Source organism: Antarctobacter heliothermus (genome assembly GCF_002237555.1).
Taxonomy (GTDB): Bacteria; Pseudomonadota; Alphaproteobacteria; order Rhodobacterales; family Rhodobacteraceae; genus Antarctobacter; species Antarctobacter heliothermus_B.
This window is the reverse complement of record NZ_CP022543.1, coordinates 45,848-69,202: the sequence shown is the minus strand read 5'-3', so window position 1 is coordinate 69,202 and position 23,355 is coordinate 45,848. Positions and strand designations below refer to the sequence as shown.

Sequence of the window (23,355 nt, the reverse complement as noted above, 5' to 3'; positions counted from 1 at the left end):
AGCTATAGCATTGGTTTCATTTCAGGCGGCGGCCTTCAGGTCCGGAGATCGTCTACCATAGGCCTCGTCCGGCGTCAGGAGCCCATGTGATGAGTGCGGGCGTCTTTCGTTGTAATAGGTGATCCAGTCACCGATCCCGTTGCGGGCTTCGGAACCGGTTTCGAAGGCGTTCAAGTAGACGCATTCGTATTTGAGGGATCGCCATAGCCGTTCGATCATCCGGTTGTCGATCCAGCGCCCCCGACCATCCATCGAGATTTTGACCTTCGCATCGCGCAACACCTCGGTGAAATCGGTGCTGGTGAATTGCGAACCTTGATCGGTGTTGAATATCTCGGGGACACCGTATCCGGCCAGCGCTTCTTTCAAAGCCTCAACGCAAAACCTCGCGTCCATGCTGTTCGAGAGCCGCCAGCTCAGCACCTTCCGGCTATGCCAGTCCATGACGGCCACGAGATAAAGAAAACCACGGCGCATGGGAATGTAGCTGATGTCAGCACACCAGACCTGGTTGGGCCGGGTGATTGGCAAGTCCTTCAGAAGATATGGATATATCTTGTGCTCCGGGTGCTTCTTGCTGGTCTTCGGTTCCTGGTAGATCGGCACCAACCGCATGAGCTTCATCAGCCGCCGCACACGATGCCGCCCGCATTTATGTCCCGCGCGAGCCAAGTGCCGGGCCATTTGCCGGGACCCATACCACGGCGTCTCCAAGAACTGCCGATCGATAATTTCCATAAACTTCAGGTTCTCGGCGCTTTCACCGCGCGGCTGGTAGTAGAGGCTTGAGCGTGCCAGTGTCAGCAGGCTGCATTGCCGCCGGACGCTGAGATCAGGATGGTCTTTCTTCACCGCTTTTTGCCTCCAGCGCCGAGGACGAAACTGGAGGCTTCCGACAAAAAATCCCGTTCCACGACCAACTGCCCGATCTTTCCTGTCGCACATGCAGGCATGTGCTGTCGGACAGTGGGACGTGTAGCTTTTCGACCTCTGCCGCCGATATCGTCGGCTCCGCGGTCGCCTGGCCATTGAAGGCTGCGGCCATGTTCTCGATCACAGTCCTCTTCCAGCCGCTGATCATCGTGGGGTGGATGCCATACTTCTTGGCAAGTTCGGCTGTCGTCAGCTCCTCCCGGATGGCTTCCAGAGCCTCCTTCGCCTTGAACTCTGCCGAATAGAGTTTCCGTTTGGTCATTTCTGTGCGTTCTTCCTCAGGCGCTACAGCTTAGCACCTGGTCCGAAGAGATATGCGCAGAAGTTGGTGACGCGTGATCAGGCGGCGTTTTGAAGTTGGCGGACGCCGTCGCGGAACTCAACCCCGCTGATGACCTCCGGGAGGCGATTCCGCCCGTCGAGTTTTCGCCATTTCGTCTGAGCAGACATCATCAGCCGGAAAGCCATGGCGAGCCCAGTCTTGCGGCTGAGGCAGCCCTTGGTGCGTTTCGTCCTGTGTCTGACGGTGGCGAACGTGCTCTCGATCGGATTTGACGTCCGGATGTGTTTCCAGTGTTCGGCCGGGTAGTCGTAGAAGGTCAGTAGTGCATCCCGATCCTTGACCAACTTGGCGACTGCCTTGTCCCATTTCACGCCGTAGGCATCGACGAAGAAGTCGAAGGCGGCCGACGCCGCGGCTCGGGTTTCGGCCTGCCAGATGTCGTGCAGGTGCGCCTTGGCCTTGGCTTGCACCGATTTCGGCAGCGCGTTGAGCACGTTCATGGTTTTGTGGAGCCAGCACCGCTGCTCCTGTGTCGAGGGGAAGACCTCGCGCAGTGCCGCCCAGAACCCCAGGGCGCCGTCGCCTATGGCGAGCTTGGGATCCTGCTTCAGTCCGCGGCGTTTGAGATCGAGCAGAACCTCGCGCCAACTCTGAGTGCTTTCGCGGAAGCCGTCGGTCATGGCCAGCAGCTCCTTGCGGCCGTATTCATCCGCACCCACGATCACCAAAACGCATTGTTTTTCCTCGGCCCTTCGCGGCTTGAAATAGACGCCGTCGGCCCAGATGTAGAGAAACCGCCGGGTGCCGAGGTCACGCTTTTCCCAGGCCTCGTACTCGGACCACCAGTCCGCTTTCAGCCGCGTGATCGTAGTGGCCGAGAGGCCCTTGGCGTGTGGCCCCAGCAGGGCGGCAAGCGCCTCACTGAAATCGCCGGTGGACACGCCCTTCAGGTAAAGCCAGGGCAGCAGCTCTTCGACCGACTTTGCCTTGCGCAGATACCGCGGCAGGATGCTGGGCGTGAACGCGATCTTGTCCGTGCCCGGCTTGCGGTCCCGCACACGCGGCACCGTCACGGCAACAGGCCCGACACCGGTCAAAATCTCACGCTCGGGCAGGTGCCCATGACGAACCAGTCTTGCGCGACCATCCTCAAGCTTGTGATCGGCAAAGGCGCCAAGCAGCGTGGACAGTTCCGCCTCAATCGCCTGCTCGATCAGCTTGCGCGCGCCGTCCCGGATGAGGTCGGTCAGCGGGTCCGGCGAAATCCCGGATGGATCAGATAGCTGGGTGATGGTATTCTCTTGCATGTGGCATATCCCTTTCTCGGTTGAGAATTGACGGCGCTTCGACACCGCCATGATATGTCGCCCCTCAGGGCATCACCAACTTTCGCGCATATCTCGGTCCGAAATCCCGCGACCACCTCTAACCTGCTGATTGATCAAGTGCGTGTCCCGTTTCGCGACGACACATTTAAGCTCTGACCGCCCCCCGTTGGTCCCTCATTCACAAAGAGAGTTTGCCTTGGTTAGGTGGCGGAGCGTCTTCGCTACTAGTGGATGTCTGCTTTTTCTTGTTTCTGGGCTTCGTGCCCGGTTTGGGCCTGCTCTTTTTCGTTGATGCTGCGTGCCCATCATCCTCCGCTTTACTTTCCAAGGGCGCAACTGTCGCGGAAACCATGCTTGGCTGCGGTTCTGTCTCGCGATCAACTGCAACTGCAACTGCTTCAGGTTTCGCGCCAGAAGGCCCACTTTCGTTATCAATGGCCTCGCTCACAGCGATCGAATGGGGCAACGTAACAGCAGAATTTCCAGGTGAAACTGTTTGCATTCCATCCTCGGCTATTTCTTGTTCTTTGTTGCCTTGAAGTAGTGTAGTTCCCCACCCAGCCTGGAGATCAGTCTTAACCATAAGTGCGCCTACGGCAGTACCGGGCAACAATCCTCCGAGAGTCAAAAGTGCTGTGGATATTATTAATTTCTGCCTGTCAGGCCCGTCCTTGGCGGCAAGATCTGACAGAATACGAAGATCCGAAACTAGTGCTTCAAGATCGGGTTCTTGCCCGGTATTCAAACGCAGCGCATGATGCTCACCGATCGCCGTGGCCACTAATTCTACCATCTCGACGCGGTCGAGAGGAAGTGCATCAAAGGCATTAGAAAAGATGGTGTCAGCGTTTTGGAAAAAAGCTGCGTTCAACTGCCCGGTCCGCGCACAAGATGTAATGTAAGCTCTGGTCGCTCGACGCCATTCCGCATCATCTTCCGATGCAAGAAGTTCCCCCTGCTCTGCTGCAAGGGCCATATGCATCCACGCTTCAGCAGAAGTTCCGGCAATTTTTTCTCGTAGGTCAGGTTTCTCTGCGAGTAGCCGTGACATTTCAGCGATGCACTTTTTCGAATTTCTAAGAAGTTGCTCTTGCGGGCTTTGCGGATCAGATGGCCAAGGATTTGCCCAAGCCCAAGCCCAGATGCGGCGTGACTGCTGGTCTGCGCTCTCGCTGTTGTAGCGCTTTTTCCAGCTTACCCATGCGTCTTGGATACTTTCTATTGCAAGTTCAAGATTAGCATTCATTCGCTTTGCGGCGGGCGAAAGGAGCCGAGAACTGCGCTCTGACAGCACCTCGAACTTAGTTCCGTCCAAGGGAAGCAAAAGTGTGCCGTTTCCCGAGTCGCGCGGCGGCGTTTCGACATTGGCGATGAGAAAAGCGTCGTCCGCAGGCTCGAGATCAGGTGCGAACTGCAGAGACGATTGAAAAGCTGCAGCGGCGCCGTCGACGTGGCACCATACTAGGCGTTGCGACGCAACGCGAAGCAAACCCTTACTGTTCCAGTTCAGCAATTCAAGGAAAGTGATGACAACGATGTGCCTATTCATTTTTTGGCTCCCGGTCAAAAAAACAGCTCGTCGTCTACATTGGTCGGGCGGCGCGGCTTCCACCTTTTCACGACGTCTTCTGGCAAATTGTCAAATGGCGTTTCCATCGCGCCCTGCGAGTGCGACAAGAACAAGTTCTCAAAACTTCTGGTTACGCCAACGAATGATACTAGGCGCTTAAAAGGCTCCGATGGAGAAAGGGCACTGTTAGGCCCGCGGTTCAAGCCAGGCAGAAATACATTCCGAAAATCGAGCCCTTTGGCGCTGTGTATCGTCATCAGATAGACATGGGGACCTTTTTCTCCATGGATTAGCGTGCCCACCTTATTGCCATAGTAGCTCAAAGGGATACCTGCGGCTTGCATTGCATCGTTCATGTTGATGTATCGTTCCGTCAGATCGCGCGGGTGTTCACTCGGCAAGCTGATTGAGCGCACATGGAAAACTGTTTCGTAGAAGAGCCTTAAATCGTGATGATGGTGGAAAAGCAGTGCCGAAGGGTAACTTGAGCGGGCCCGTGTCCGTGCCTCGTTCAAAACCCATTCAACTTCGTTTTCCAAGCTGTCGAATTCCACGTCTCTGATATCGGCATCTACTGAGTTAACAGGATCTGCTTCGACAATGTTGCTCGCAGAAGGATTAATGGCGATAGCAGTCTTCATGAGAGACGGAGTTAGACGGAATACTTCTCGGAGCTCGTGTACCTTTGGTTTGAAACGCTCATTCATTTCGGCCCGCGTGGCACCCTCATCATAGATCGATTGTTCGTAGTCTCCAGCGAGAACGACGTAACGCGATTTTCTTTTTATCCTATCCAGCCAATCTGCTTCCAGGTCTTGAGCTTCATCGACAAAGACGAAATCCGCCTCCCCCTTCCCGTAAATAAAACGATGTACCGTCGAAAATTCGATACGTTGCGCCGTCCCCTCGTCCAGCCCGGAACCCAGCAGTGCTATCTTGGCCATTCCAACAAGCGCATGGGTAAAGCTCAGAAATACAAAACGTGATCCCTGATGGTCCGCGACAAGGCGTTCCAGAACGTGTGTTAGAAGTACAGATTTCCCGCTCCCTGCAAAACCGCAAATGAAATGGTTATCTTGTTCGATACCGCGTGTGATCTCTTTGATGATCGATTCTTGCGTTTGGCTCAGGCTTGAAAAGGGAACATACCAGCCCATCGTTCACGCTTCTTCTATCGCGGCTCTGGATCGAGCGGCGAGGTTATTTTCGGAATACGCCGCGGATGTCTGCTGCTTGGGTGAAAGCGTCTTTGCACGAGCTTCAGCTTCCTGAGCAACATCCGTCTGGCCAAGTTCGCGTGATACACTTGCCAGCACGCGGCATCCGCCCTCATCAATATTGTGTGTGCTCAGCTGCTGGCTGAGCTTCTTAGCGGATCGCTCTAGGAGTTCAGTCCCTTCTGGATCCCCTTTCCTCAACAATATCCGCCCAAGAGCGAGGGTAGCGGAGTGGTAGCCCGGCTCATAGCGAAGCGCTTCGCGGAATAATGCTTCCTTCTCGTCCGAACCTTCAACATTGATGGCCAAATTGTAGGCCGCAGCAGCCGAGGGCTCTCTCTCGTAGGCCTTCCGCGCCCACAGTTCCTTTAGTTGATGTTTTCCAGCGCGAGCATAGTTATAAGTGATAGACACAGCAAAGTTGCGCGTCAGATCAAGCTGCTCAGCTTTCTGAAACAGTTCAGCGGCAAGTTGATGATCGCCTGCAGATTCGGCGGCGTTCGCATAAGCAATTACTTTTGCCGCCGGCGGGCGCGGGCCGTATTTCAAAAGCACTTCGTTGAAAGCCTGTTTCGCCTTTAGCAGTCTTGCCTCGGTTTCCGATACGGGTCGGTTGGCCATCGGGTTGAGCATGGCCGTTTTTGCGACGCGATCTCCGATCCTCGCCTCAACCACGAGCAGCTTGTCACGCGAAATGCTGGCGGAAAGTGAAATTCTGGTGCCACGCTGAAAGCCCTCCCGGTCTGGCGAATCGATCACGATTACGCCAAGCAGCTTATCTGCTGTTGAGACACAGATCGGTATCTCGATGCGTTTCTGCCCCTCGTCTTCCACGATAAGTTCATCACTTATAGTCACTTGGCTTGGCAGCGGAGTGGATGCCGGAAGGATCGTTTCAAACGCGCCACCTCGGACCAACGCGAGGATCGGTTCAGAAGTTATCGGTTGTATGAAGTCAAAGCCACAACCATTGTACCAGTATGAATGCAGAGCCGCACCCTTTGAGACATGGCTTCGAAGATCCTTTGGCACGATCGCTTCGACTGTCCCCCCAAGCGCCTTCATCACAGTATGGCGGACGATAGTGTTTTCACTGCTGCCACCTATGAAGAGAACGCCGTCTAGATCGTCCGCAGTAAGTCCAGACTTTTCCAGAGCATCCTGGACCGGGGTAAAAACATGTGCAGTGCGATCGTCCGCTGGCACTGGAAATCGGGTGAATGGCTCGAGCGCAGTGGCAAGGTCAATGAGCGTGGCACCGGGTTTCGGCAGATGGAACTCATCGGCTCCTATCTTGAAGCTTTCAATATCCAGAGCAGTCACCCGCAGGTCACTGGCCTCTCGCAGCCCGTCGGTCGTCTCGATGCCCTTGTCGCGTGCGTGCTCAAGAAGTCGGATCTTCAGTAGCTCTGCTGTGGGCTGAAGCCTTGGCAGGATCCGCTCTTCGATATCCCGTTGAGACGGTTGCACAGGAGCGGACGATTCGATGAGTTGCGGCAGCAGCACCTGACGCGCAAGAGCGAGATCGATATCGTCGCCGCCTAGAGCAGTAAACCGCGACACCGCCAAGTTTCGAGACTCGATCCCCTCTGCACGGCTCTCCAGACGAAGCACGGAAATGTCGCAGGTGCCGGCACCAAAATCGTAGACCAGCACGTTGATAGGGCGTTCGCGCAGTACTTCGAGAAGCTCACTACTGTTCAACCCTCGCGATGTCTCGAAGAGGTAGGAGAGAAAAGCGGCGTTCGGTTCATCTATAAGAGCGACCGAAGTGGTAACGATACCCGCGGCTCGCAAAGCTGTCTCCAGATCCTTGCGCTGGTTTGCCTCAAATGAGGCGGGCACAGACACACACCACTCGGGCGTTTTCGGCAATTTTGCGGTTTCCAGCGCGGTTTGCACGCCTCTCTTGATGAAGCGGAAGAACATTGCCGCGGCGTCTTGGGCAGACTCGATCTTGTGCCCGGACTTGAGCACACCACCGCGCAGGGCCGTCTCTGGGTAAGTTGGACCAAGATCGATGCCTAGACGCATTTTGAACGAAGAAAAGACATTGCGTCCTTCGTGGAGAAAAGATCTTTGGCGGAATGCTTCGCGCCCGAATACCAGCCGTTCGTTGACGTAGGCGATGACCGTATTAACCAAGTGGTTCCGCGTCATCACACCATACTGGTCAGGTTGCTCGATGATGAGAGCATCCACCTGTTCTGCTCCGTCCTTTAGTGAAACTGCACTCAGAACGGTAGTAGAAGTGCCAAAATCCATTCCGATGTACGTCTTGTTCTGAAGGGTATTTTCCGGCAACAGTGGTTCCGGATGGCGCAGCACGGCAAGCGGGCTTTTTCCAGATGGTTTTGCAGCCTTTGCGGGCTTCAACATGGATGCCTGATCGACGAGTTGCTTCGCTGCAGCTCGAAGCCGGTCGGGTAGGATTGAAGAGTTATCGATGCACGCAACAAAATCAGCACTAATTTCAATGTCACGCGCCTCAATTGAAACTGGGATGCCATCGGCTGGGGAATGTGCGTGCCTGTTCCGTATAGCCTTCATCGCTGCCAGAAGATCCTGAAACTCCCGTGTGACGCATTTCTTGACAATCATCTCCTCGCAACTGGCCAAAGCCACCCGAATAAGCGCCGCAAGGTCCAATTGCCCGAGCGACTGCTTCCGCGCTTTCTGAAGGCGATGAGCCTGATAGGGATTAAGTTGATCTAAGACGTAAAACGTCCACCAACGATCACCTCCTATCGCCGGAAGTGTGTTCGAAAGGAAAACGGAGAGGACTTGAACTATATCCTTCTGAAAAATAGGCCAAGTACTCAAGTAGATTCCCCCAAAGATTTAACAGTAATCTGATCGCTGACGGCAACCATTACCATCCCCATTTTTTGTACCCACTTTTTGAGAACAAATGGGCGATTTAATGATGTTTTTTGGGCAGCCTCTCCGAGGAGCGAGCGATGGCGTCCAACGAAGCGCAAGAGGTGAGTGAAATTGATGGTAACTTCCTCCGCGCACAAGAATGGGTCTGCGCGTCCTGCGGCTTTGTCAGGTTGCTGATGTCAGGCTGAGTTTATTGGTGACGGCGAAGGTCACGCAGTCAATTCGTTGGAATAACCGGTCCACAGCGAGAGTGCGTCGTTCCTAGCGTGGCGGTAAGATTCTGCGGACAGGCGGTGGCGCTTCGGGCGAAACAGACTGGTGGCCTGATCATGCACGGATAGAAACTGCTGTGCTTGGCGCGGGGATTTAAACCGACCCATGATCTTCTCGCGTCTTCGTGTATGCCGGTGGGAGGCCTCGCTTCGGTTGTTCAAACCCTTGTGCTGACGGTGCTCGATTCCGGGGGCGATTTCTGCCTTGGCTGCACCGTAAGAGCGCAGCTTGTCCGTCACCAGCACACGGGGTTGGCCCCAACGTTTCATCAGTTTGCGGAGAAATCGGCGGGCCGCGGCCTTGTTGCGTCGGGACTGGATCAGGATTTCGAGCACGTCGCCCTTGGCGTCGACCGCCCGCCAAAGCCAGTGGCTTCGTCCCTTGATTTGGATAACGACTTCATCGAGATGCCATTTATCTGCCGGCGCTGAACGGTCACGGCGAATCTTTGCGGCAAACTGGTGCCCGAACCGGCTCACCCAATCCCGGATCGTTTCGTACGACACTGCAACCCCGCGTTCAGCCAACAGGTCTTCGACGTCGCGCAGGCTCAGAGCGAAGCGGTGGTAGACCCAGACGGCGTAACCAATCACGCTCCGTGGAAACCGGAAGCCTTTGATCCGGGACAAATCTTTGGTGTTCAGCATGACAAAGACCTACCCCGCCGATGCGGCGTCAGCAACCTGACAAAGCCAGTGAAGGCAGATCACAGAACCTTCACCGAAGGACACCGTAGAGCGAACTTGAAGTGCAAGTAACTTGATCTGGCGACAAAATCCGGTGACCTTGCGGTAAGCGGCAGGCCATTTGGGGGAGCGTCCGCCAAGCCTAAACAGGAGTTATTATGGTTCGTTTTACTCTTTTGCTAACACTTTTATTCGCTTCGCCAGTCCGTTCCGCGCAGTTAGAATTCTTTGGACTGCAGGGCTATCAACAACCCGCTTACAGTTTTCCAGATCCAATGCGCCCCTGCACGCATCGAATTTCCGGTAAATTCCAAACGGGCGACGCTGATCGGATGATCCCAGTTCTAAAATCTTCCTTTAATAGGCTGGAAGTAAAACAAAATCGTGATACTCCCAATTGGTCGAATGCAGTTGTTTGCCTAAACAGTCCAGGGGGCTCTCTAATAGAAGCGCTCAAACTAGCGGATTTTTTTCGATCTGAACTTGTTGGGACCAAATTGGAAATGGGTGCAAACTGTGAAAGTGCCTGCAGTCTACTTTTTATGTCTGGTAGCTATTTTGGTGACGGGATAAATGGAAAATGGCGGATCATGCATCCAGCGGCGCAGTTAGGTTTTCACGCTCCATCTCTTGATATTATACCCGGACGCTACACCGAAGAGGATATTAATTTTGCTTATGCAATTGCGCTCCGAACGATTTCCATAACTATTCGCCAACTCGTTCAGAACAAAAATTTTGAAGATGGCGTACATCTTTCACCTTCATTGATGGCGTCGATGCTGGAGACGCCATCTGATCAAATGCTGTTTGTAGAAACCGTGGATCAAGCGGGACGGTGGGGTATTCAGATCGGTCCAATCAACTACGAAGGGGTACTTCTAGCGGAGGCGGACTTTCGCCAATCGTGCAAAAATAGGGTGGCTTGGGAACGAGACGAAAGTGCTTTGGAGATACAAAACTACGGTGATTTCGTCTATTATGAAACATCAGAAAAGCCCACTTGGTCTGGCTCGACAGACGGTCCTTCGACGTCCCTCCAAGTGATATACGATGAGCAAGGATATAGTGGTGACGGTGCTTGCACATTCACCGTAAACCAAAGCCTTGAAAACGACCCAACAGCTCGCATTTCAGCCAAAGCGTCTAGGTTGGCGCTAGATATCTTCGATCCAAGACGGCGAATTGATAGTCTTCCATACTGAGCACTATAGGGTCACCATGGACGCTGCATTTACTCCGCCGCCTGCACCGGCTTTGCCTTGGGCGGCAGTTTAGGGCCCTTCGTTTTTTGCGCTGAAGGGCTCCGCCGCTTTACCGGTGCCTTGGCCTTCGGCTTGTCTGATCGCTGAGGCACCACAGGGGGCTCAGAATTGCGCACTGGGGTATCTTGCTCCGCTTCGACTGGCTCGGGTGCTCTTGAGGCCTCCTTGAGCATGCCAGGGGCAAATACGGAGGTTTCGCGACGGGTTTCACCCTGTACCTCGATGATCTGACGCAGATGCGGCGCGAGACGCCGGATCAGTGGCTTCAGATCACCGCCCCAATAGCGCAGCGGTAGGCGCTCAACCTCGATGCTGCAATCCAAACGCTCGATGACATGACGACGCGCGCGCACCGGCCAGATCGGCGGCACCGGGCGCTGCGGGTAGGGAAAAGCGGGCAGCAGGAACAACAGAATGGGCTTTGTCAGGTTGCTGATGTCAGGCTGAGTTTATTGGTGACGGCGAAGATCACGCAGTCAATTCGTTGGAATAACCGGTCCAAAGCGAGAGTGCGTCGTTCCTAGCGTGGCGGTAAGATTCTGCGGACAGGCGGTGGCGCTTCGGGCGAAACAGACTGGTGGCCTGATCATGCACGGATAGAAACTGCTGTGCTTGGCGCGGGGATTTAAACCGACCCATGATCTTCTCGCGTCTTCGTGTATGCCGGTGGGAGGCCTCGCTTCGGTTGTTCAAACCCTTGTGCTGGCGGTGCTCGATCCCGGGGGCGATTTCTGCCTTGGCTGCACCGTAAGAGCGCAGCTTGTCCGTCACCAGCACACGGGGTTGGCCCCAACGTTTCATCAGTTTGCGGAGAAATCGGCGGGCCGCGGCCTTGTTGCGTCGGGACTGGATCAGGATTTCGAGCACGTCGCCCTTGGCGTCGACGGCCCGCTAAAGCCAGTGGCTTCGTCCCTTGATTTGGATAACGACTTCATCGAGATGCCATTTATCTGCCGGCGCTAAACGGTCACGGCGGATTTTTGCGGCAAACTGGTGCCCGAACCGGCTCACCCAATCCCGGATCGTTTCGTACGACACTGTAACCCCGCGTTCAGCCAACAGGTCTTCGACGTCGCGCAGGCTCAGAGCGAAGCGGTGGTAGGCCCGGACGGCGTAACCAATCACGCTCCGTGGAAACCGGAAGCCTTTGATCCGGGACAAATCTTTGGTGTTCAGCATAACAAAGAACTACCCCGCCGATGCGGCGTCAGCAACCTGACAAAGCCATCGCACTTCATGGCGCGCCACCGAGTCCTGGCGAGACCGATCATAGCCCCCTGCCCCAGCCCGAGTGAAAGAGCCACGGCAAGGCCGCCGCCTCCAAGCGCAACGACACGATACTCGAGAAACATGCCGCAGGGTTTTATCGCGACACCTCGTTCGGGCATCACCGAGAGCATCGTCGACAAGGCTCGCAAGCTCGGAATCCGCATCAAAAGGATTGGGGCGTAGGCCCCGGTTCACGCGCCGCGCAGCAAATCCTGGACCACGGAAGGTTTCTTGTCGATGAGGGCGAGAAGAACTTGTGCGGGACCCGTCGGGTGGCGGCGCCCATGTTCCCAATTCAGCAGTGTGCCTTTCGCGACGCCTATGCTCTTCGCGAATTCTGCCTGGGACAGACCGGTTCGCTGCCGGACTTCGGCGACGTCGACCTCAGCAACGGTCACTTCATGTACCTTCGCGCCTGCCAAATCGCCACTCGCGAAGGCCAGCGCCTCTTCCAGGCCCTTGGATACGGATTCGAATGCAGTCATGTAGCGTCTCCATATTTCGCGACAAGCGCTTTGCTCATCTCTACCGCCGCGGCTTGCTCAAACTTCGACAGGTTGGCTTTCTCATTCTTGGCGAAGACCGTGATCAGAAAGATCGGCATACGGGTCCCGCCAAAGACATACACCGTCCTGAACCCGCCACTCTTTCCACCTCCCTCTCTCGGGATGCGGACCTTCCGAAGTCCGCCGCCAAGAGAGACGCCAGCTTCCGGATTGGCTGCAATGAAGTCGATCGCAGCCTCGCGCTCCCGGTCCGACATGATTGCCTTTGCGCGCCTTTGGAATTCGGGCAGTTCGACCACTGTCTGCAATCGCGTCATCGTCAGTTCCATATAGGTTTCGGCGACATATGTGTCAATGACGTATAGCATGAGCACTGGAAGGGCAAGCCGGCGTCGGCTGCCAAAGCTAGGCGGTATGCCCTGCCCGTTGGCAGCGGCGGCCCTTGGCCAAATGTCCTGTCGCATTTTCTGACCGAACCAGCCAGCCGGGCTGTCATTTCGGGCGATTGGATGGTTGCGGTGTCTAGTGACGACCCGACCTTTCGTTTCACGCTCTGTTCACCTCGAGCACTCATCCGCATCGAGGGCGCTTCAGCGACCACAATGGACGCGTCAGTGATCCTAGGGGATGCGACTTTGACGTCGGGGCTTTGTCTTATCTTCGATGAGTTTAGAAAGGAGCCAAGGCCACTCGACATCTCTCTCAGCTGTTCCCCCAGTTTCCTTCGCGGCCACCGCACTTCTCCCTTTGTCTGAATTGCATGACATGCTGATCGCATCTGTCGTCCCGTCCACAAAGGTTGTCCCGGATCTTTTTCCCTGACCCTGCGGGTCATTCCTAGCGAGGCAAAAAGACCGACGCCTGCCCCTCTCCGCTCCGCCTTCGGTGCGATTGGGCCTTGGCCAGCTGCAAGGTGACCATCATTGCAACGCAAACAAGGAGAAGAGCAATGACCACAAACTGCATCAAATTCACTTGCGCCGACATCTAAACCGCCAAGGGCGTCGGCTCTATCTCGACCCTGACCTTCGCCCTCGACATCACGGTCGAACCTGTCGCAAGCGCGAACCCGATGGCCCCCACGCACCGCGTCCTCGGCCGCTCCCCACGCGGCAAGCTGGTCGAATGCGGCTGCATCTGGAAGAAGCAGAACAAGGAGACCGGCGCCGTCTACTACATGCTGACCATCCGCGACCACGGTTTCAACGCCAACCTCGGCAAGGCCGCGAACCAGGCCGATCTGTCCCCGCAGGCGGTTATCCCCTGGGATTCCAAAGACGCCGCTTGATGGCTAAGGCTGGTCGTCTCCCTGCGGATTGGCCCATCAAAGCTCCAATCTTGAACGCGTTCAAGATTGGAGCTTTTGGGGTCGCGGAGCTTCTAAATAAGCGCCTGAAACCTGTAGGCGCGTGGTATCTTTATCTTTCCTCCAAAACCGTGCTACCATCGAAACAGAATCGAGTCGAACTCGGACCCAACCGAAGTCAGGGCTTAGGAATGAGCGGTAGTCTAGAACAGTTTTTGACGGACCTGTCACGTGGGCTTGAGCGCACGATGGTGGCAGTGAACAAGGAACTCACCTTGCGTCAGCGCATCAAACGCACGTGGTCAATGCGCCAGTGCGCAAGGTTTCTGAACGTTAGTATTCAGTATCTCACCAAGTTCGCCAATTCGAGCGACGACTTTCCTGCGGGCGAATATGTTGGAAGAGAGCGCGTTTTCACGCTTTCCGAATTGATGCATATGCGGGCCCTTCTGGCGGCCTCGGCAAAGCGGCCCTACGACTACCTAGCCTGGCGCAAGACCGACGCCCCCTTACCCGTCATCTCGTTTGCCAGCCAGAAAGGCGGCACCGCCAAAAGCCTGAGCGCAGCGCATTTTGCGCAGTATCTCAGTTTGCATTACGGGATGCGCGTTGGTGTCATGGACGCAGACCCGCAAAGCACGATAACTCTCTACTTTGTCGGGGGGGAAGGACTTCCACAGATGCCCGACGAAAACACCGCTTCTATGGTGGACTTTGCCGGCCTCTTCCAGTCGGAAGATGCGCCATACACCGATCACGATGCGCAGACGCTCGACAGTTTCTTTCTCAAGACCTCGTGGCCGGGGCTGCGTCTGCTGCCGGCTCATGGCGAAACGTCTGAGGGTGAGATCCAGATTGCGCGCCTTGTGCGCGAGGCCCCCGCCGGAAAGAGCTTCTATCGCTACCTGCGCGATGCCATTGATCGGTGGAAGGCCGGCCACCCGCCAAAGACGCTGCCCAACGAATTGGTAATCGAGGGCAAGGTCGATCAGCAGCGGCTGGATGCTGCGCTGTCCGAGACCCTCGACGTAATCATTATCGACTATCAACCTGCGTTAACACTTTTTCAGCTGAATAACGTGATTGCTTCGACTTCGCTGGTCATCCCGCAAACCATGAAGGGGTTCGACATCGCAACGCTGTCGACCTTTGTGACCGGCCTGCTGGGGATGCTTCAGCACATTCTGGCCCATGAACGAATCGAAATCGGAACCGGTGCAAACATGCTGTTGCCTACGATCGTTCAACGATCCAATGCGCAGGATCTCAACCACATCGGAAACCTGCTGGAACATTGCCCCACGGAAATTCTGCCAGTTTTTTATCTGCGTTCCGACGCGATCTCGAATGCGTCAGACGTCTATCAGTCCGTATACGAGTATGAGCCGGACACGCCGGGAAAGCGCAAGGGGATCAACCGGTTCATCACGAATGCCGATGCCGTGAATGACGCCATAGTATCGCGGCTCTGGCCAGGACTAGAACGCGGCTACGCTGATACATGGATGGACGAATTCTATGAAGATGACGGCGAGGGCGAGGCATGAAACGCAGTATTCCTAGGTCGTTGGTCAGCAAGGCTACCAACCCTGAAGCATCCATGGAGCGCACGCCGGGTCCCGAAGGCCGGGCAGAACCGAGTGATGCTGTCTCCACTCCTTTCAAGGGGGCCGGCAGCGCTTGGAAATCAGGGGCGCTTGCACAGTCGCAAGCCGCAGTGGAGCGAAGCAGAGCCGAGCTTTGTTCGGATATCCTAAAAGGCCGCCACGAGATAAGTCTGTCGCCAGACCAGATCTCAGATCCGATGGGGACTGACCGCCGTCAAGACTGGATGTCTCAGGAAGCATTCAGGTCTCTGGTAAGCAGCATTGCGTCGAATGGGCAGGACACCCCCATTCTGGTGTGGCCCAAGGATCCGGATTGGCAGCCGGATCCGTTGGAGCCGTCGAACGTCTCTGGCGTTCCATTTGTGATGCTTACAGGACGCCGCCGACTGGCTGCCGCGTCGGAGCTGGGTTTACCTCTTCGTGCAATCCTAGCTTCGCCTGTCGCGCGAGACGCCGAGAACAGCAAGTTTGAGATGTTGTTTCTGCGGTTCCGCGAGAATGAGGAGCGCGAGAATCTTAGCCCATTTGAGCGGCTGGTTTCGATTGGTGAAATGTATGAAACCTTTGCTTCTGGCGAAGCAAAGCTGACAGCTGTGGCCTTCGCAAAGAAAATTGGCGTGCATGAGAGCTTAGTCTCGCGGGCAAGGTCTGTGTTCGCCGCGCAGGATGAAATCTTGAACGCGTTCAAGAATGTCTACGACATGAGTTTTCGCGACTTGCAAGCAGCCTTAGCGAGCTTGGAAAGGGTGAGCAAACCTAAGCCCAAACCAAAGGCAAAGCCCCGTAAGCTCACGGTCAAACGCAAGGTGGGCAACCGCAATCTTTCGGCGACTTCAATCGGTGGCAACTTATCCATCAAGGTTGCAGGTATGCCGATTGACCAAGAGCGTCTTGAGAAGCTCGGAGATCTAGTCGCCGACTACTTGAGCGCCGAAGGCTCGGAAAAGGACACCGACTGACGACAATGTCAGCGGAATATTCTCAACAAAGATGAGGCGACGAGCAAAGAGGGACAAAAAGTGAAGTAAAGGCAAAAGAAAAGCCCCCAAGCGGTGTGGCCTGAGAGCTGATCTTAATGGTTTGGTCGCCTTCAAGATAGGTCTCCCAGAAATCACTGTCAACGACGAACGCTTCTGAGCGAACGGCTTTCTTTTGCCTCCACATAACTGGAGGTGAGATACAGGCATGAAACATACAGGTTGGCGCAAGCCAACACCGGGTCTTGGGGTTGCTGAGCAACTTGCCCAAGCCGGTGAACGGGTAGCAGTACCCAAAACACGAGCATTTGTCGCGCTCAAGCGCGTGGGGGCACATATCGGCTTGAAGGCCGGCGACATGATGCTCCTCGACACGCTCGGGGCGTTTACCCAGGCCCAGGACTGGGAAGAGGGGCAGCGTCCGATCGTCTGGGCGTCGAACGCTTATCTGATGGGGCAGACGGGGTTCTCGCTCTCCGCGCTCAAGCGCCACGCGCGGCGTCTTGCTGAGATCGGCGTGATCTCCTTCCAGGATAGTCCCAATGGCAAGCGGTGGGGCCGCAGGGACACCGAGGGCCGCATCGTCGAGGCTTATGGCTTCGACCTGTCGCCGCTTTCAGCCCGTGTTGAGGAGTTCGAGGAGCTTCATACCGAGTTGCAGGCCGAGCGCGAGCTCTGCCAGCGCCTGAAGCGCCAGATCACTGTGGCGCGCCGGATGATCCGTGCGCGGATCGAGGCAGCTCTCAGCAGCGCTCTGCGTGGGCCCTGGAGGCAATTCACGGGGTTCTTTGAGGAGCTTCTGGACCGGCTTCCACGTCGCCATGACGGCTCTGAGCAGTTGGAACGACTACTGTTGTGGTTCAAGGAGCTTCAGGAACGGGTCGAGGCGGCTTATCTCAAGGCGACTGTTGCGACAGAACCTGTGGAAAACACTGATGACAAAGACGTCCAAGCCATGAAGAAGTCTCAAGAAATGAACCCCAGGGAGGTCATTTCTGAACCTCATATACTAACTACAAATCAACTTAATCCTGTATCTAGTAATTCCTCTGAAAAAGAGGAAGCGGCGGGTGTGGTGCCCAAAGGTCCAGCCGAAGAGCGGGTTGACAGGGAGCTGGAAGACTGGGTGACCGAGGTGCGCAAGAAACGGACGGCGCTTGACCTGCCGACAATCATGCAGGCCTGTCCGGAGTTCGCATCCTGGGCGCGCAATATGGGCGGGTTCCTAAAGGATTGGGGCGATCTGCACCGGGTTGCCGGTCAACTCAGGCCGATGATCGGGATCTCGGAACATGCCTGGAACGTGGCGCAGGACCGAATGGGCACCCAGGTGGCCACGGCCGCGTTTGCGCTTGTCTTCGAAAAGCACAGCGCGGGAGAGGTGTCCTCGCCGGGTGGATACCTGCGCGGCATGGTCGAAAAAGCCGGGGCAGGGGAGCTGCATCTCGAGCGCAGCTTCTATGGTAGGCTCAGTGGGCAGGCGGCATGACGTATTGATCAATAAGTGGCGTTGGCATATATTGCCAATAAAGGAGACCTGACCCATGGTGACACGCAACGTTGTCCTGACCGAAACCCAAGACCGTCTGGTGCAAGCACTGGTAGCGTCCGGGCGCTACCAGAATGTGAGTGAAGCCATGCGCGCTGGCCTGAGGCTGCTCGAGCAGGAAGAGGCGCAGATCACGAGCATCCGCCAAGGGCTTCTCGAAGGTCTGGCGGGGGATCTTGCTGAGGGCAGCGGCAAAGATGCGGTTCGTAGGGCCTTTGCGACTGCGCGCGCGCGTTCATGAGCCGATCCTTCCGGCTGACCCGTCGTGCGGAGGCCAGCCTCACTGAAATCGCCAGATGGACGATCGAAACTTTCGGGCTGCGCCAAGCAGAGCTTTACGAGGCCGAATTGCTCAACCGCTGTGAAAGTATCCTGAATGGCCAAGCCTATAGTCGGAGTTGCGCAGCTCTCGTTGATGATGTCGAAGACCTGCGGTTCATAAGGGCTGGGGAGCATTTCCTGGTTTTTCTGGATCAATCGGACGAGATCATCATCGTGGATATCCTCCATTCCCGCAGCGATCTCTCTCGCCATGTTGCCTCACTTTCGGCCGTGATGTCCGAAGACACCTGATCCACGTCACAGGCCCGCGGCCTTGGTCAGGTTCACGCGGAACCGATCCCGTCGGCGCTGATAGCGGCGGGTCATTTCGGCCGAGGCATGGCCAAGCTGTTTCTGGACATAGCGCTCGTCGACCTCGGCGGAACTGGCAAGACCGGCGCGCAGCGAGTGGCCAGAGAACAGCGCCAGACGTTCTTTCTCAGGCAGATCGGATCGGATGCCAGCGTCCAGAACCGTGCGTTTGATCAGCCGCGCGACATGCTTGTCGTTCAGCCGCGTCTCGGCGGCGCGTTTGCCATCCCGCGATGTGCCGACAAAGATCGGGCCGAAGTCGATCTTTGCGAAGTTCAACCATTGCTCAAGCGCATGCACGGGGCAGGTCTGATCTTTGGATCCACGGCCAATCTCGACCTCGCGCCAGCCGGTCTTGGCATTCAGCGTGAGCAGGGCGCCTTTGTCGAACATCTCGATCCAGCCGCCAGAGTCCGGCGTGTCATCCTTATGCACGTCCAGACATACGATTTCGGAACGGCGCAGACCCCCGGTGTATCCAAGGAGAAGGATCGCGCGATCCCGCAGCCCACGCAGGTCATAGGGTAGCGTCGCGACCATCGCGAGGATATCCTCGGCCAGGATTGCCGCCTTCTGGACCGGTGGGCGCGCATGCTTTCGCCTGATCCCGGCCAGCACCGTCGCGATATGGCGGGTCTTGCGATCGAGGGTGAACCCGCGCTGCACATAGTTCCAGACCAACCCGGACAGTCGGCGGTCAATCGTGCTGACCGACAGGGCAGGAGAGGGGCCCGTCCCGGAGGCGAGGTCAGCGAGGTACAACCCGATCATCTCGGGCGAGGGGGGCAGGGGCTCGGCGCCCTTCATCCGGCACCAGCGGGCAAAATGCGCCCAGTCCTTGGCGTAGGCTTTCAGCGTGTTCTCAGATGCCGCAGCGCGGGCATAATCGCGCGCGGTGTCCACCAGCCGGTCGAGCGCGCCTGAACCCGCCACATCGGAAGGAGGACACAAGGCCGCCCCGTCAGGCTGCTCTCTCTCGTCGTCCTCGTGGAGTGGAGACCCATTTGGCGCCGCTGAGCGCGATTTCCCGGTGTTTTCTGACATGTCGCGGAGATTAACTTTCGATGTCTGATAATGCAAACTTATTGGACATATTAGCAAACGACACTGTGCGGCGGTTTGTGCGCTATTATCTGGCACAAAGCGCCGCAGTAGCGTAGGCTTCAGGCATGACATTTGCCCGCCCGGACCACACTCGCGACCCAGAGATGCTACCCCGGATGCCCGCCTGGGTAACCTCCGTGCGCGCTGAAACCCTTGAAGATGTGGCGTTTTTATCGGGCGCTGCGCTGAACCACCTGCATGTTGTGTTGGGCCACGAGGACGTCCCCCAATCCTTGTTGCGAGAGAGGCTTGCGCTACGCGCAGCGGAGGCCTGTGTCGTAGTCTCCGGGCGTCCGGAAAGGGCAGGGGAGCTGCGCGACGCTGCCCACCTGTTGCGCCCGGGTGATCTGCCCGGACCGGCGGGCGAAATCTACATGGCATGGCGGCGCGCGGTGGCGCGGTCGGTATCGGTCAAGGCGCTGGGTCGGGCTTTGCCAACACTTGATCCGGGCCAGATTGCGGCGTGGCTCGATGAAGGGCAGGGCGCACCGGTCAGCCGAGCCGCAATGGTGCTGGAGAGGGTGCTAGCCGAAGCGCCCCGTGCGGAGACCTCGGCGCTGATCCTCGCGGACGCGGCATTGGCGCAGGCGCTGGGTTGGAGTTTTATCCTGCCACTTATGGCCACGGGCGTGAAACGCGCCGACCGGCGCAAGCGCGGCGATGAGCTGCGGCTGGCCTGTCATCGGGCACTCATCTCCTCGGTGATCGAGGCCGTTCGGCAGGCCGCCGACCTCGCACGTCGGGCTGCACATTTAAAAGCGGTCGCGCCAAAGCTTCGGGCCAAGGGGGCGGGCGACGCGGTCGAGATGTTCCTGACCCGCGATGCTGTCGCGCCGGCCGCGCTGCCCCTGCCGGATCGCGCCGCGCGGCGGCTCTGCGACCGGCTGGTCGATCTCGGTGCGGTGCGTGAACTGACCGGGCGGGACACCTTCCGTCTCTACGGGGTGTAGAGATGGCGAAGGATCGCTCCGAGCCGGAGTTGGACCGTGAGTTGCCTGACCTGCCTCCGAAGTTGCGGTGGCGCGAATGGATGCGGCGGATCGAGGCGGTGCTCTTTGCTTCGGCTTCACCGGTGCCGCGCGAGGATTTGGCCCGTGTGGTGGGGCAGGGGGCCTCGGTTGACCTGCTAGTTGAGGACCTCACCGCCGATCTGGAGGGGCGGGCGTTCGAGATTGCCAAGGTCGCCGACGGTTGGATGTTCCGCACGCGCCCCGCCTACGCGCCGGCAATCCGCGCCGCGGCGGATGTCGGGGATCAGCTGCAGGACCTGAACGAATTCGACGTCGCCGTCCTGGCCGCCATCGCCTACCACCAGCCGATCACCCGCGACGGGCTCAAGGACATCTTTGGCAAAGAGATCAGCCGCGACCTGATCGGACGGCTACATGCGCGCGAGTTGATCGGCACCGGGCCAAGGTCGCCCCGGCGCGGCGCCCCCTATACTTTTGTGACGACTGAGATGTTCCTGGTGGCGTTCGGACTTGAGTCACTTGCAGATTTGCCCGACCGGGAGCATTTGGAGGACGCAGGTCTGGACGGCGGGTCATAGGAATGGTGGCGGGCTGGCGAGGCCATCGGCGAAATCAACAAAAGGCGGGGGCCATACGGTGCAATCCGTCATGTCGAACGCAAGTATTTCAACAACCGCATCGACAGCGACCATGCCGCGCTAAAGCAGCGGTTGAGACCCATCCGCGGGTTCCGAACCCTGGCCGGTGCCAACGCCGCCCTAACTGGCATCGAAACCTTCCGCGTCACCCGCAAGGGATAGTTCGGAAACTTCGAGATCGGCGACCAAGTTTATGCAACGGACCCGTATCAGGCGTTCAGGAAAGCCGCATATAACTTGGCTGCCTCCTCGGCGCCGTCCTCGGTTTCCAGATCCCCCACGACCTCGCGAACCGATCCAGGTACGTAGGTGTGAAGCTCGTCCAGGTGGACCATGAGAGGGTCGCGCAGGTTCGAACTGACCAGCGTGCGAACCGAGACTTTTGCCAGCGCCGCGCGCTTGTCGAAGACTGCGGCGGCCGAATAGGACATGTGGTAGGTGCCTAAGGCTTTCAGCACCTCAACAACGAATTCATGCAGGACCTGCGGCTCGGGCAGGTCGATGTTGCGGCGGTTTGCCTGCGTCGGGTCATACCAAGGCGAGAACAGGTATTGGTCGCGGCAATAGTGCCAGGCCCAGTTCAGTTGGCTGCCCATCGCGTCGGGCTCGACCTTCGGCGAGTTCTTCTCGAAATGGGTGGTCTTCTTACTATCCGACCACAGCCCCATGTTGTCGATGATCAGGCCAGACACGCGCTCGGGGTGCTGGTTGGCGGCCTCGGTGGCGATACTGGCACCGGTGTGGGTCCCGAGGAGGTTGACGGTGCCAAGGCCCAGGGTGTCGATCGCCTCCCATGTTGCGGCCGCGAAATCGGGGATCGCCGGTTTGCCGGGCAGCGGGTCGGAATCGCCGTTGCCGCGCGTGTCGAAGGCATAGACCGACAGGTAACAGGCCATGGCGCGGATGAATGGCGCCATCATCAGACTGGAGCCGGGCGAGGGATGCAGCACGATCAGCGGGGGGCGGTCGGCCCCGGTACCTGAGGGCCCGGCGTGGCGATAGTGCATCTGTCCGCCCGATACATCAACAAAGCCGCGCCGGACCGGCGTTGCGGCGTTCATTGCGGTTTCCTTGCGCGGATCACCACCCAAGGCAGACGCCAGCCATCACCGGTCTCGCCGCCGGTCTCGTCGAACGGCGTGATCGAGATGTCGGCGAAGCCCGCCTTCTGGAATTCGGTGGGCAGGTCAATCGCGGCGAGGTCGCGCATGTGGGGTTCTGCATTGCGGTCCGAATGGCCTAGGAACAGCGCGCGCAGGAAGTTGTCGTCGGGCGGAAGGAAGTCCAGATGCGCCACCTCTCCGCCGGGTTGCAGCAGGCGGAATGCCTCGGCCGTCATGTCGCGGATGGCGTCGGCGGACAGCTCGTGCAGCAGCATGGTCGAGGTCACGAGGTCAAAACCGGCGTCCTCCTGCGGCACCGAGGCCCCATCCGCTTGCAGATAACGGACGCGGTCCTTCCCGGCGATCTCCGCGCCGAGATGCGCGGCCAGTCGAAGGCAGCCGGCGGACAGGTCGATCCCGACGGCGCGAGTGTCGCTGCCGGTTCCGGCGAAGGCCAGGGTGCTGCGCCCGAATCCACAGCCGATATCCAGCACGCGGTCGAAGCCTCGGTCGCGGGTGACGTGGTTGGCGAATAGACGATGCAGACCGGCCCGTCCCACGACTCCACCCGCAGCCCCGGCGCTGGTGCGATAGACGATGCCGGCCAGCGGGTCTTCGCGCAGACCGCCCGGGTGATGGTGAAAATCCGTCAGCTTGTAGTAGTCGGGCAGCGCCATGTCTTCGGACAGGGTCAACATGCCGTCGGGGACGGGTTGCAAAAGCGCCTGCTCCAGCGCCTGCCGCTGGCCTTCCACCATCGGGACGACGCCGTGGGCGCCGCGGTATTTCATCAGTTGCAGGTTGTGTTCGAGCCAGCCGAACAGCTGGTGGATCGGCAACTGCGCAAGCCGGGCTTCGTAGCGGTCATACGCCTCGGGCGATTGGTCAGGCAGCGCGCCGGCCTGCTGCCGCAGTTCGCGATAGATCGGCCCGGCCCACAGCTTGCGGAAGGCCCCGATAAACGCCTGATAGGAAGCGGTTTGCGCATCCGGCACCGGGGCGAACGACTGGCTATTGGCGGTCATGTGTCTGCTCCGGTTCTAGGGGCCATTGAGGCCATGCCGCCAAAGACGGCCGTCACGAAGTGCTCGGCGCTTTCGGCACTGGCGGGCAGACTGTTTCCCTCCGCCCGCGCTTCGAGTGCTGCGACGCGGTCGCGCAGAACACTGACCTCGGCTGCGAGCGCCACTAGGCTCTCCAGCAGCTTCTCTGTTATCGGATCCGAGATGGACCGGGCGGATACGTCTGTCATCG

The 23,355-nt window shown here is 57.8% G+C and carries 21 protein-coding genes and 3 pseudogenes; 10 read left to right on the top strand and 14 right to left on the bottom strand.

The features are described from left to right. Nucleotides 1–21: 21 nt before the first annotated feature. From ANTHELSMS3_RS25350 to ANTHELSMS3_RS25325, 6 genes and pseudogenes are all read right to left on the bottom strand, one after another. Nucleotides 22–1,195, bottom strand: a pseudogene (locus ANTHELSMS3_RS25350) (IS3 family transposase). Nucleotides 1,196–1,272: 77 nt separating this feature from the next. Further along, nucleotides 1,273–2,523 (bottom strand): IS256 family transposase, encoded by a 1,251-nt coding sequence (locus ANTHELSMS3_RS25345; protein WP_094033518.1) that lies wholly within the window; start codon nt 2,521–2,523, stop codon nt 1,273–1,275. Between the two features lie 199 nt (nt 2,524–2,722). Further along, entirely contained in the window at nt 2,723–4,093 is a 1,371-nt protein-coding gene (locus tag ANTHELSMS3_RS25340; RefSeq protein WP_094037791.1) for a hypothetical protein, read from the bottom strand. A gap of 14 nt (nt 4,094–4,107) precedes the next feature. Beyond that, nucleotides 4,108–5,271, bottom strand: a complete 1,164-nt coding sequence (locus tag ANTHELSMS3_RS25335) for an AAA family ATPase (protein WP_094037790.1) — start codon at nt 5,269–5,271, stop codon at nt 4,108–4,110. A 3-nt stretch (nt 5,272–5,274) separates the two neighbouring features. Continuing rightward, the gene (locus ANTHELSMS3_RS25330; protein ID WP_094037789.1) at nt 5,275–8,154 is read right to left on the bottom strand and encodes an Hsp70 family protein; all 2,880 of its coding nucleotides are present in this window, start codon (nt 8,152–8,154) and stop codon (nt 5,275–5,277) included. Between the two features lie 269 nt (nt 8,155–8,423). After that, entirely contained in the window at nt 8,424–9,134 is a 711-nt protein-coding gene (locus tag ANTHELSMS3_RS25325; protein WP_094037751.1) for an IS6 family transposase, read from the bottom strand. A gap of 197 nt (nt 9,135–9,331) precedes the next feature. Between ANTHELSMS3_RS25325 and ANTHELSMS3_RS25765 the strand changes: the two genes are divergently transcribed. Continuing rightward, the gene (locus ANTHELSMS3_RS25765) at nt 9,332–10,378 is read left to right on the top strand and encodes a hypothetical protein (protein ID WP_157733671.1); all 1,047 of its coding nucleotides are present in this window, start codon (nt 9,332–9,334) and stop codon (nt 10,376–10,378) included. Between the two features lie 29 nt (nt 10,379–10,407). Here the strand turns inward: ANTHELSMS3_RS25765 and ANTHELSMS3_RS25320 are convergent, their stop codons facing one another. From ANTHELSMS3_RS25320 to ANTHELSMS3_RS25305, 4 genes and pseudogenes are all read right to left on the bottom strand, one after another. After that, on the bottom strand, nt 10,408–10,848 hold the full coding sequence (locus ANTHELSMS3_RS25320; RefSeq protein ID WP_094037788.1) for a hypothetical protein: 441 nt from the start codon (nt 10,846–10,848) through the stop codon (nt 10,408–10,410). Nucleotides 10,849–10,906: 58 nt separating this feature from the next. After that, a pseudogene (locus ANTHELSMS3_RS25315) lies at nt 10,907–11,617 on the bottom strand (IS6 family transposase). A 281-nt stretch (nt 11,618–11,898) separates the two neighbouring features. Then, nucleotides 11,899–12,192, bottom strand: coding sequence for a helix-turn-helix domain-containing protein (locus tag ANTHELSMS3_RS25310; RefSeq protein ID WP_094037787.1), 294 nt, complete (start codon nt 12,190–12,192; stop codon nt 11,899–11,901). Next, nucleotides 12,189–12,530, bottom strand: coding sequence for a type II toxin-antitoxin system RelE/ParE family toxin (locus ANTHELSMS3_RS25305; protein ID WP_094037796.1), 342 nt, complete (start codon nt 12,528–12,530; stop codon nt 12,189–12,191). The genes ANTHELSMS3_RS25310 and ANTHELSMS3_RS25305 overlap by 4 nt, the downstream gene beginning before the upstream one ends. 632 nt (nt 12,531–13,162) lie before the next feature. Here ANTHELSMS3_RS25305 and ANTHELSMS3_RS25295 point away from each other — a divergent pair. The 6 genes and pseudogenes from ANTHELSMS3_RS25295 (at nt 13,163) to ANTHELSMS3_RS25270 (ending at nt 18,225) form a co-directional block, all read left to right on the top strand. Then, nucleotides 13,163–13,501 (top strand): annotated as a pseudogene (locus ANTHELSMS3_RS25295) (DUF736 family protein). Nucleotides 13,502–13,710: 209 nt separating this feature from the next. Beyond that, entirely contained in the window at nt 13,711–15,066 is a 1,356-nt protein-coding gene (locus ANTHELSMS3_RS25290; protein ID WP_198319986.1) for a ParA family protein, read from the top strand. Next, a complete protein-coding gene (locus ANTHELSMS3_RS25285) occupies nt 15,063–16,085 on the top strand; it encodes a ParB N-terminal domain-containing protein (RefSeq protein ID WP_094037785.1) in 1,023 nt (340 codons plus the stop codon). Before ANTHELSMS3_RS25290 ends, ANTHELSMS3_RS25285 begins: the two co-directional genes overlap by 4 nt. A gap of 226 nt (nt 16,086–16,311) precedes the next feature. Further along, nucleotides 16,312–17,592, top strand: a complete 1,281-nt coding sequence (repC, locus tag ANTHELSMS3_RS25280) for a plasmid replication protein RepC (RefSeq protein WP_094037784.1) — start codon at nt 16,312–16,314, stop codon at nt 17,590–17,592. A 55-nt stretch (nt 17,593–17,647) separates the two neighbouring features. Next, the gene (locus ANTHELSMS3_RS25275; RefSeq protein ID WP_094037783.1) at nt 17,648–17,893 is read left to right on the top strand and encodes a type II toxin-antitoxin system ParD family antitoxin; all 246 of its coding nucleotides are present in this window, start codon (nt 17,648–17,650) and stop codon (nt 17,891–17,893) included. Further along, nucleotides 17,890–18,225 carry a type II toxin-antitoxin system RelE/ParE family toxin gene (locus ANTHELSMS3_RS25270; RefSeq protein WP_094037782.1) on the top strand — a complete coding sequence of 112 codons (336 nt, stop codon included), beginning with the start codon at nt 17,890–17,892 and terminating at the stop codon, nt 18,223–18,225. The genes ANTHELSMS3_RS25275 and ANTHELSMS3_RS25270 overlap by 4 nt, the downstream gene beginning before the upstream one ends. Before the next feature lie 6 nt (nt 18,226–18,231). Here the strand turns inward: ANTHELSMS3_RS25270 and ANTHELSMS3_RS25265 are convergent, their stop codons facing one another. Then, nucleotides 18,232–19,329 carry a tyrosine-type recombinase/integrase gene (locus tag ANTHELSMS3_RS25265; RefSeq protein WP_094037781.1) on the bottom strand — a complete coding sequence of 366 codons (1,098 nt, stop codon included), beginning with the start codon at nt 19,327–19,329 and terminating at the stop codon, nt 18,232–18,234. A 125-nt stretch (nt 19,330–19,454) separates the two neighbouring features. On the opposite strand from ANTHELSMS3_RS25265, the gene ANTHELSMS3_RS25260 reads away from it, so the two are divergent. From ANTHELSMS3_RS25260 to ANTHELSMS3_RS25250, 3 genes are read left to right on the top strand one after another with little or no spacing between them, the layout of a single operon-like run. Continuing rightward, the gene (locus ANTHELSMS3_RS25260) at nt 19,455–20,339 is read left to right on the top strand and encodes a DUF1403 family protein (RefSeq protein WP_094037780.1); all 885 of its coding nucleotides are present in this window, start codon (nt 19,455–19,457) and stop codon (nt 20,337–20,339) included. Nucleotides 20,340–20,341: 2 nt separating this feature from the next. Then, nucleotides 20,342–20,938, top strand: a complete 597-nt coding sequence (gene scpB, locus ANTHELSMS3_RS25255) for an SMC-Scp complex subunit ScpB (RefSeq protein WP_094037779.1) — start codon at nt 20,342–20,344, stop codon at nt 20,936–20,938. Nucleotides 20,939–20,962: 24 nt separating this feature from the next. Next, a complete protein-coding gene (locus ANTHELSMS3_RS25250) occupies nt 20,963–21,160 on the top strand; it encodes a DDE-type integrase/transposase/recombinase (protein WP_094037778.1) in 198 nt (65 codons plus the stop codon). Between the two features lie 47 nt (nt 21,161–21,207). Here the strand turns inward: ANTHELSMS3_RS25250 and ANTHELSMS3_RS25245 are convergent, their stop codons facing one another. Genes ANTHELSMS3_RS25245 through ANTHELSMS3_RS25235 form a run of 3 tightly spaced genes read right to left on the bottom strand, consistent with a single transcriptional unit; the run spans nt 21,208 to nt 23,353 of the window. Beyond that, a complete protein-coding gene (locus ANTHELSMS3_RS25245; protein ID WP_094037777.1) occupies nt 21,208–22,059 on the bottom strand; it encodes an alpha/beta fold hydrolase in 852 nt (283 codons plus the stop codon). Beyond that, a complete protein-coding gene (locus ANTHELSMS3_RS25240) occupies nt 22,056–23,126 on the bottom strand; it encodes a class I SAM-dependent methyltransferase (RefSeq protein WP_094037776.1) in 1,071 nt (356 codons plus the stop codon). Before ANTHELSMS3_RS25240 ends, ANTHELSMS3_RS25245 begins: the two co-directional genes overlap by 4 nt. Beyond that, complete coding sequence (locus tag ANTHELSMS3_RS25235) at nt 23,123–23,353, bottom strand: hypothetical protein (RefSeq protein ID WP_094037775.1); 231 nt, start codon at nt 23,351–23,353, stop codon at nt 23,123–23,125. Before ANTHELSMS3_RS25235 ends, ANTHELSMS3_RS25240 begins: the two co-directional genes overlap by 4 nt. Nucleotides 23,354–23,355: the final 2 nt, after the last annotated feature.

What these genes read in the sequence shown, in the direction of transcription:
- ANTHELSMS3_RS25270 (WP_094037782.1), top strand. Translation starts at nt 17,890, where the DNA reads ATGAGCCGATCCTTCCGGCTGACCCGTCGTGCGGAGGCCAGCCTCACT.
- ANTHELSMS3_RS25325 (WP_094037751.1), bottom strand. Translation starts at nt 9,134, where the DNA reads ATGCTGAACACCAAAGATTTGTCCCGGATCAAAGGCTTCCGGTTTCCA.
- scpB (WP_094037779.1), top strand. Translation starts at nt 20,342, where the DNA reads ATGGCGAAGGATCGCTCCGAGCCGGAGTTGGACCGTGAGTTGCCTGAC.
- ANTHELSMS3_RS25245 (WP_094037777.1), bottom strand. Translation starts at nt 22,059, where the DNA reads ATGAACGCCGCAACGCCGGTCCGGCGCGGCTTTGTTGATGTATCGGGC.
- ANTHELSMS3_RS25260 (WP_094037780.1), top strand. Translation starts at nt 19,455, where the DNA reads ATGACATTTGCCCGCCCGGACCACACTCGCGACCCAGAGATGCTACCC.
- ANTHELSMS3_RS25765 (WP_157733671.1), top strand. Translation starts at nt 9,332, where the DNA reads ATGGTTCGTTTTACTCTTTTGCTAACACTTTTATTCGCTTCGCCAGTC.
- ANTHELSMS3_RS25340 (WP_094037791.1), bottom strand. Translation starts at nt 4,093, where the DNA reads ATGAATAGGCACATCGTTGTCATCACTTTCCTTGAATTGCTGAACTGG.
- repC (WP_094037784.1), top strand. Translation starts at nt 16,312, where the DNA reads ATGAAACATACAGGTTGGCGCAAGCCAACACCGGGTCTTGGGGTTGCT.
- ANTHELSMS3_RS25305 (WP_094037796.1), bottom strand. Translation starts at nt 12,530, where the DNA reads ATGACGCGATTGCAGACAGTGGTCGAACTGCCCGAATTCCAAAGGCGC.
- ANTHELSMS3_RS25290 (WP_198319986.1), top strand. Translation starts at nt 13,711, where the DNA reads ATGAGCGGTAGTCTAGAACAGTTTTTGACGGACCTGTCACGTGGGCTT.
- ANTHELSMS3_RS25265 (WP_094037781.1), bottom strand. Translation starts at nt 19,329, where the DNA reads ATGTCAGAAAACACCGGGAAATCGCGCTCAGCGGCGCCAAATGGGTCT.
- ANTHELSMS3_RS25285 (WP_094037785.1), top strand. Translation starts at nt 15,063, where the DNA reads ATGAAACGCAGTATTCCTAGGTCGTTGGTCAGCAAGGCTACCAACCCT.
- ANTHELSMS3_RS25345 (WP_094033518.1), bottom strand. Translation starts at nt 2,523, where the DNA reads ATGCAAGAGAATACCATCACCCAGCTATCTGATCCATCCGGGATTTCG.
- ANTHELSMS3_RS25335 (WP_094037790.1), bottom strand. Translation starts at nt 5,271, where the DNA reads ATGGGCTGGTATGTTCCCTTTTCAAGCCTGAGCCAAACGCAAGAATCG.
- ANTHELSMS3_RS25275 (WP_094037783.1), top strand. Translation starts at nt 17,648, where the DNA reads ATGGTGACACGCAACGTTGTCCTGACCGAAACCCAAGACCGTCTGGTG.
- ANTHELSMS3_RS25235 (WP_094037775.1), bottom strand. Translation starts at nt 23,353, where the DNA reads ATGACAGACGTATCCGCCCGGTCCATCTCGGATCCGATAACAGAGAAG.
- ANTHELSMS3_RS25310 (WP_094037787.1), bottom strand. Translation starts at nt 12,192, where the DNA reads ATGACTGCATTCGAATCCGTATCCAAGGGCCTGGAAGAGGCGCTGGCC.
- ANTHELSMS3_RS25240 (WP_094037776.1), bottom strand. Translation starts at nt 23,126, where the DNA reads ATGACCGCCAATAGCCAGTCGTTCGCCCCGGTGCCGGATGCGCAAACC.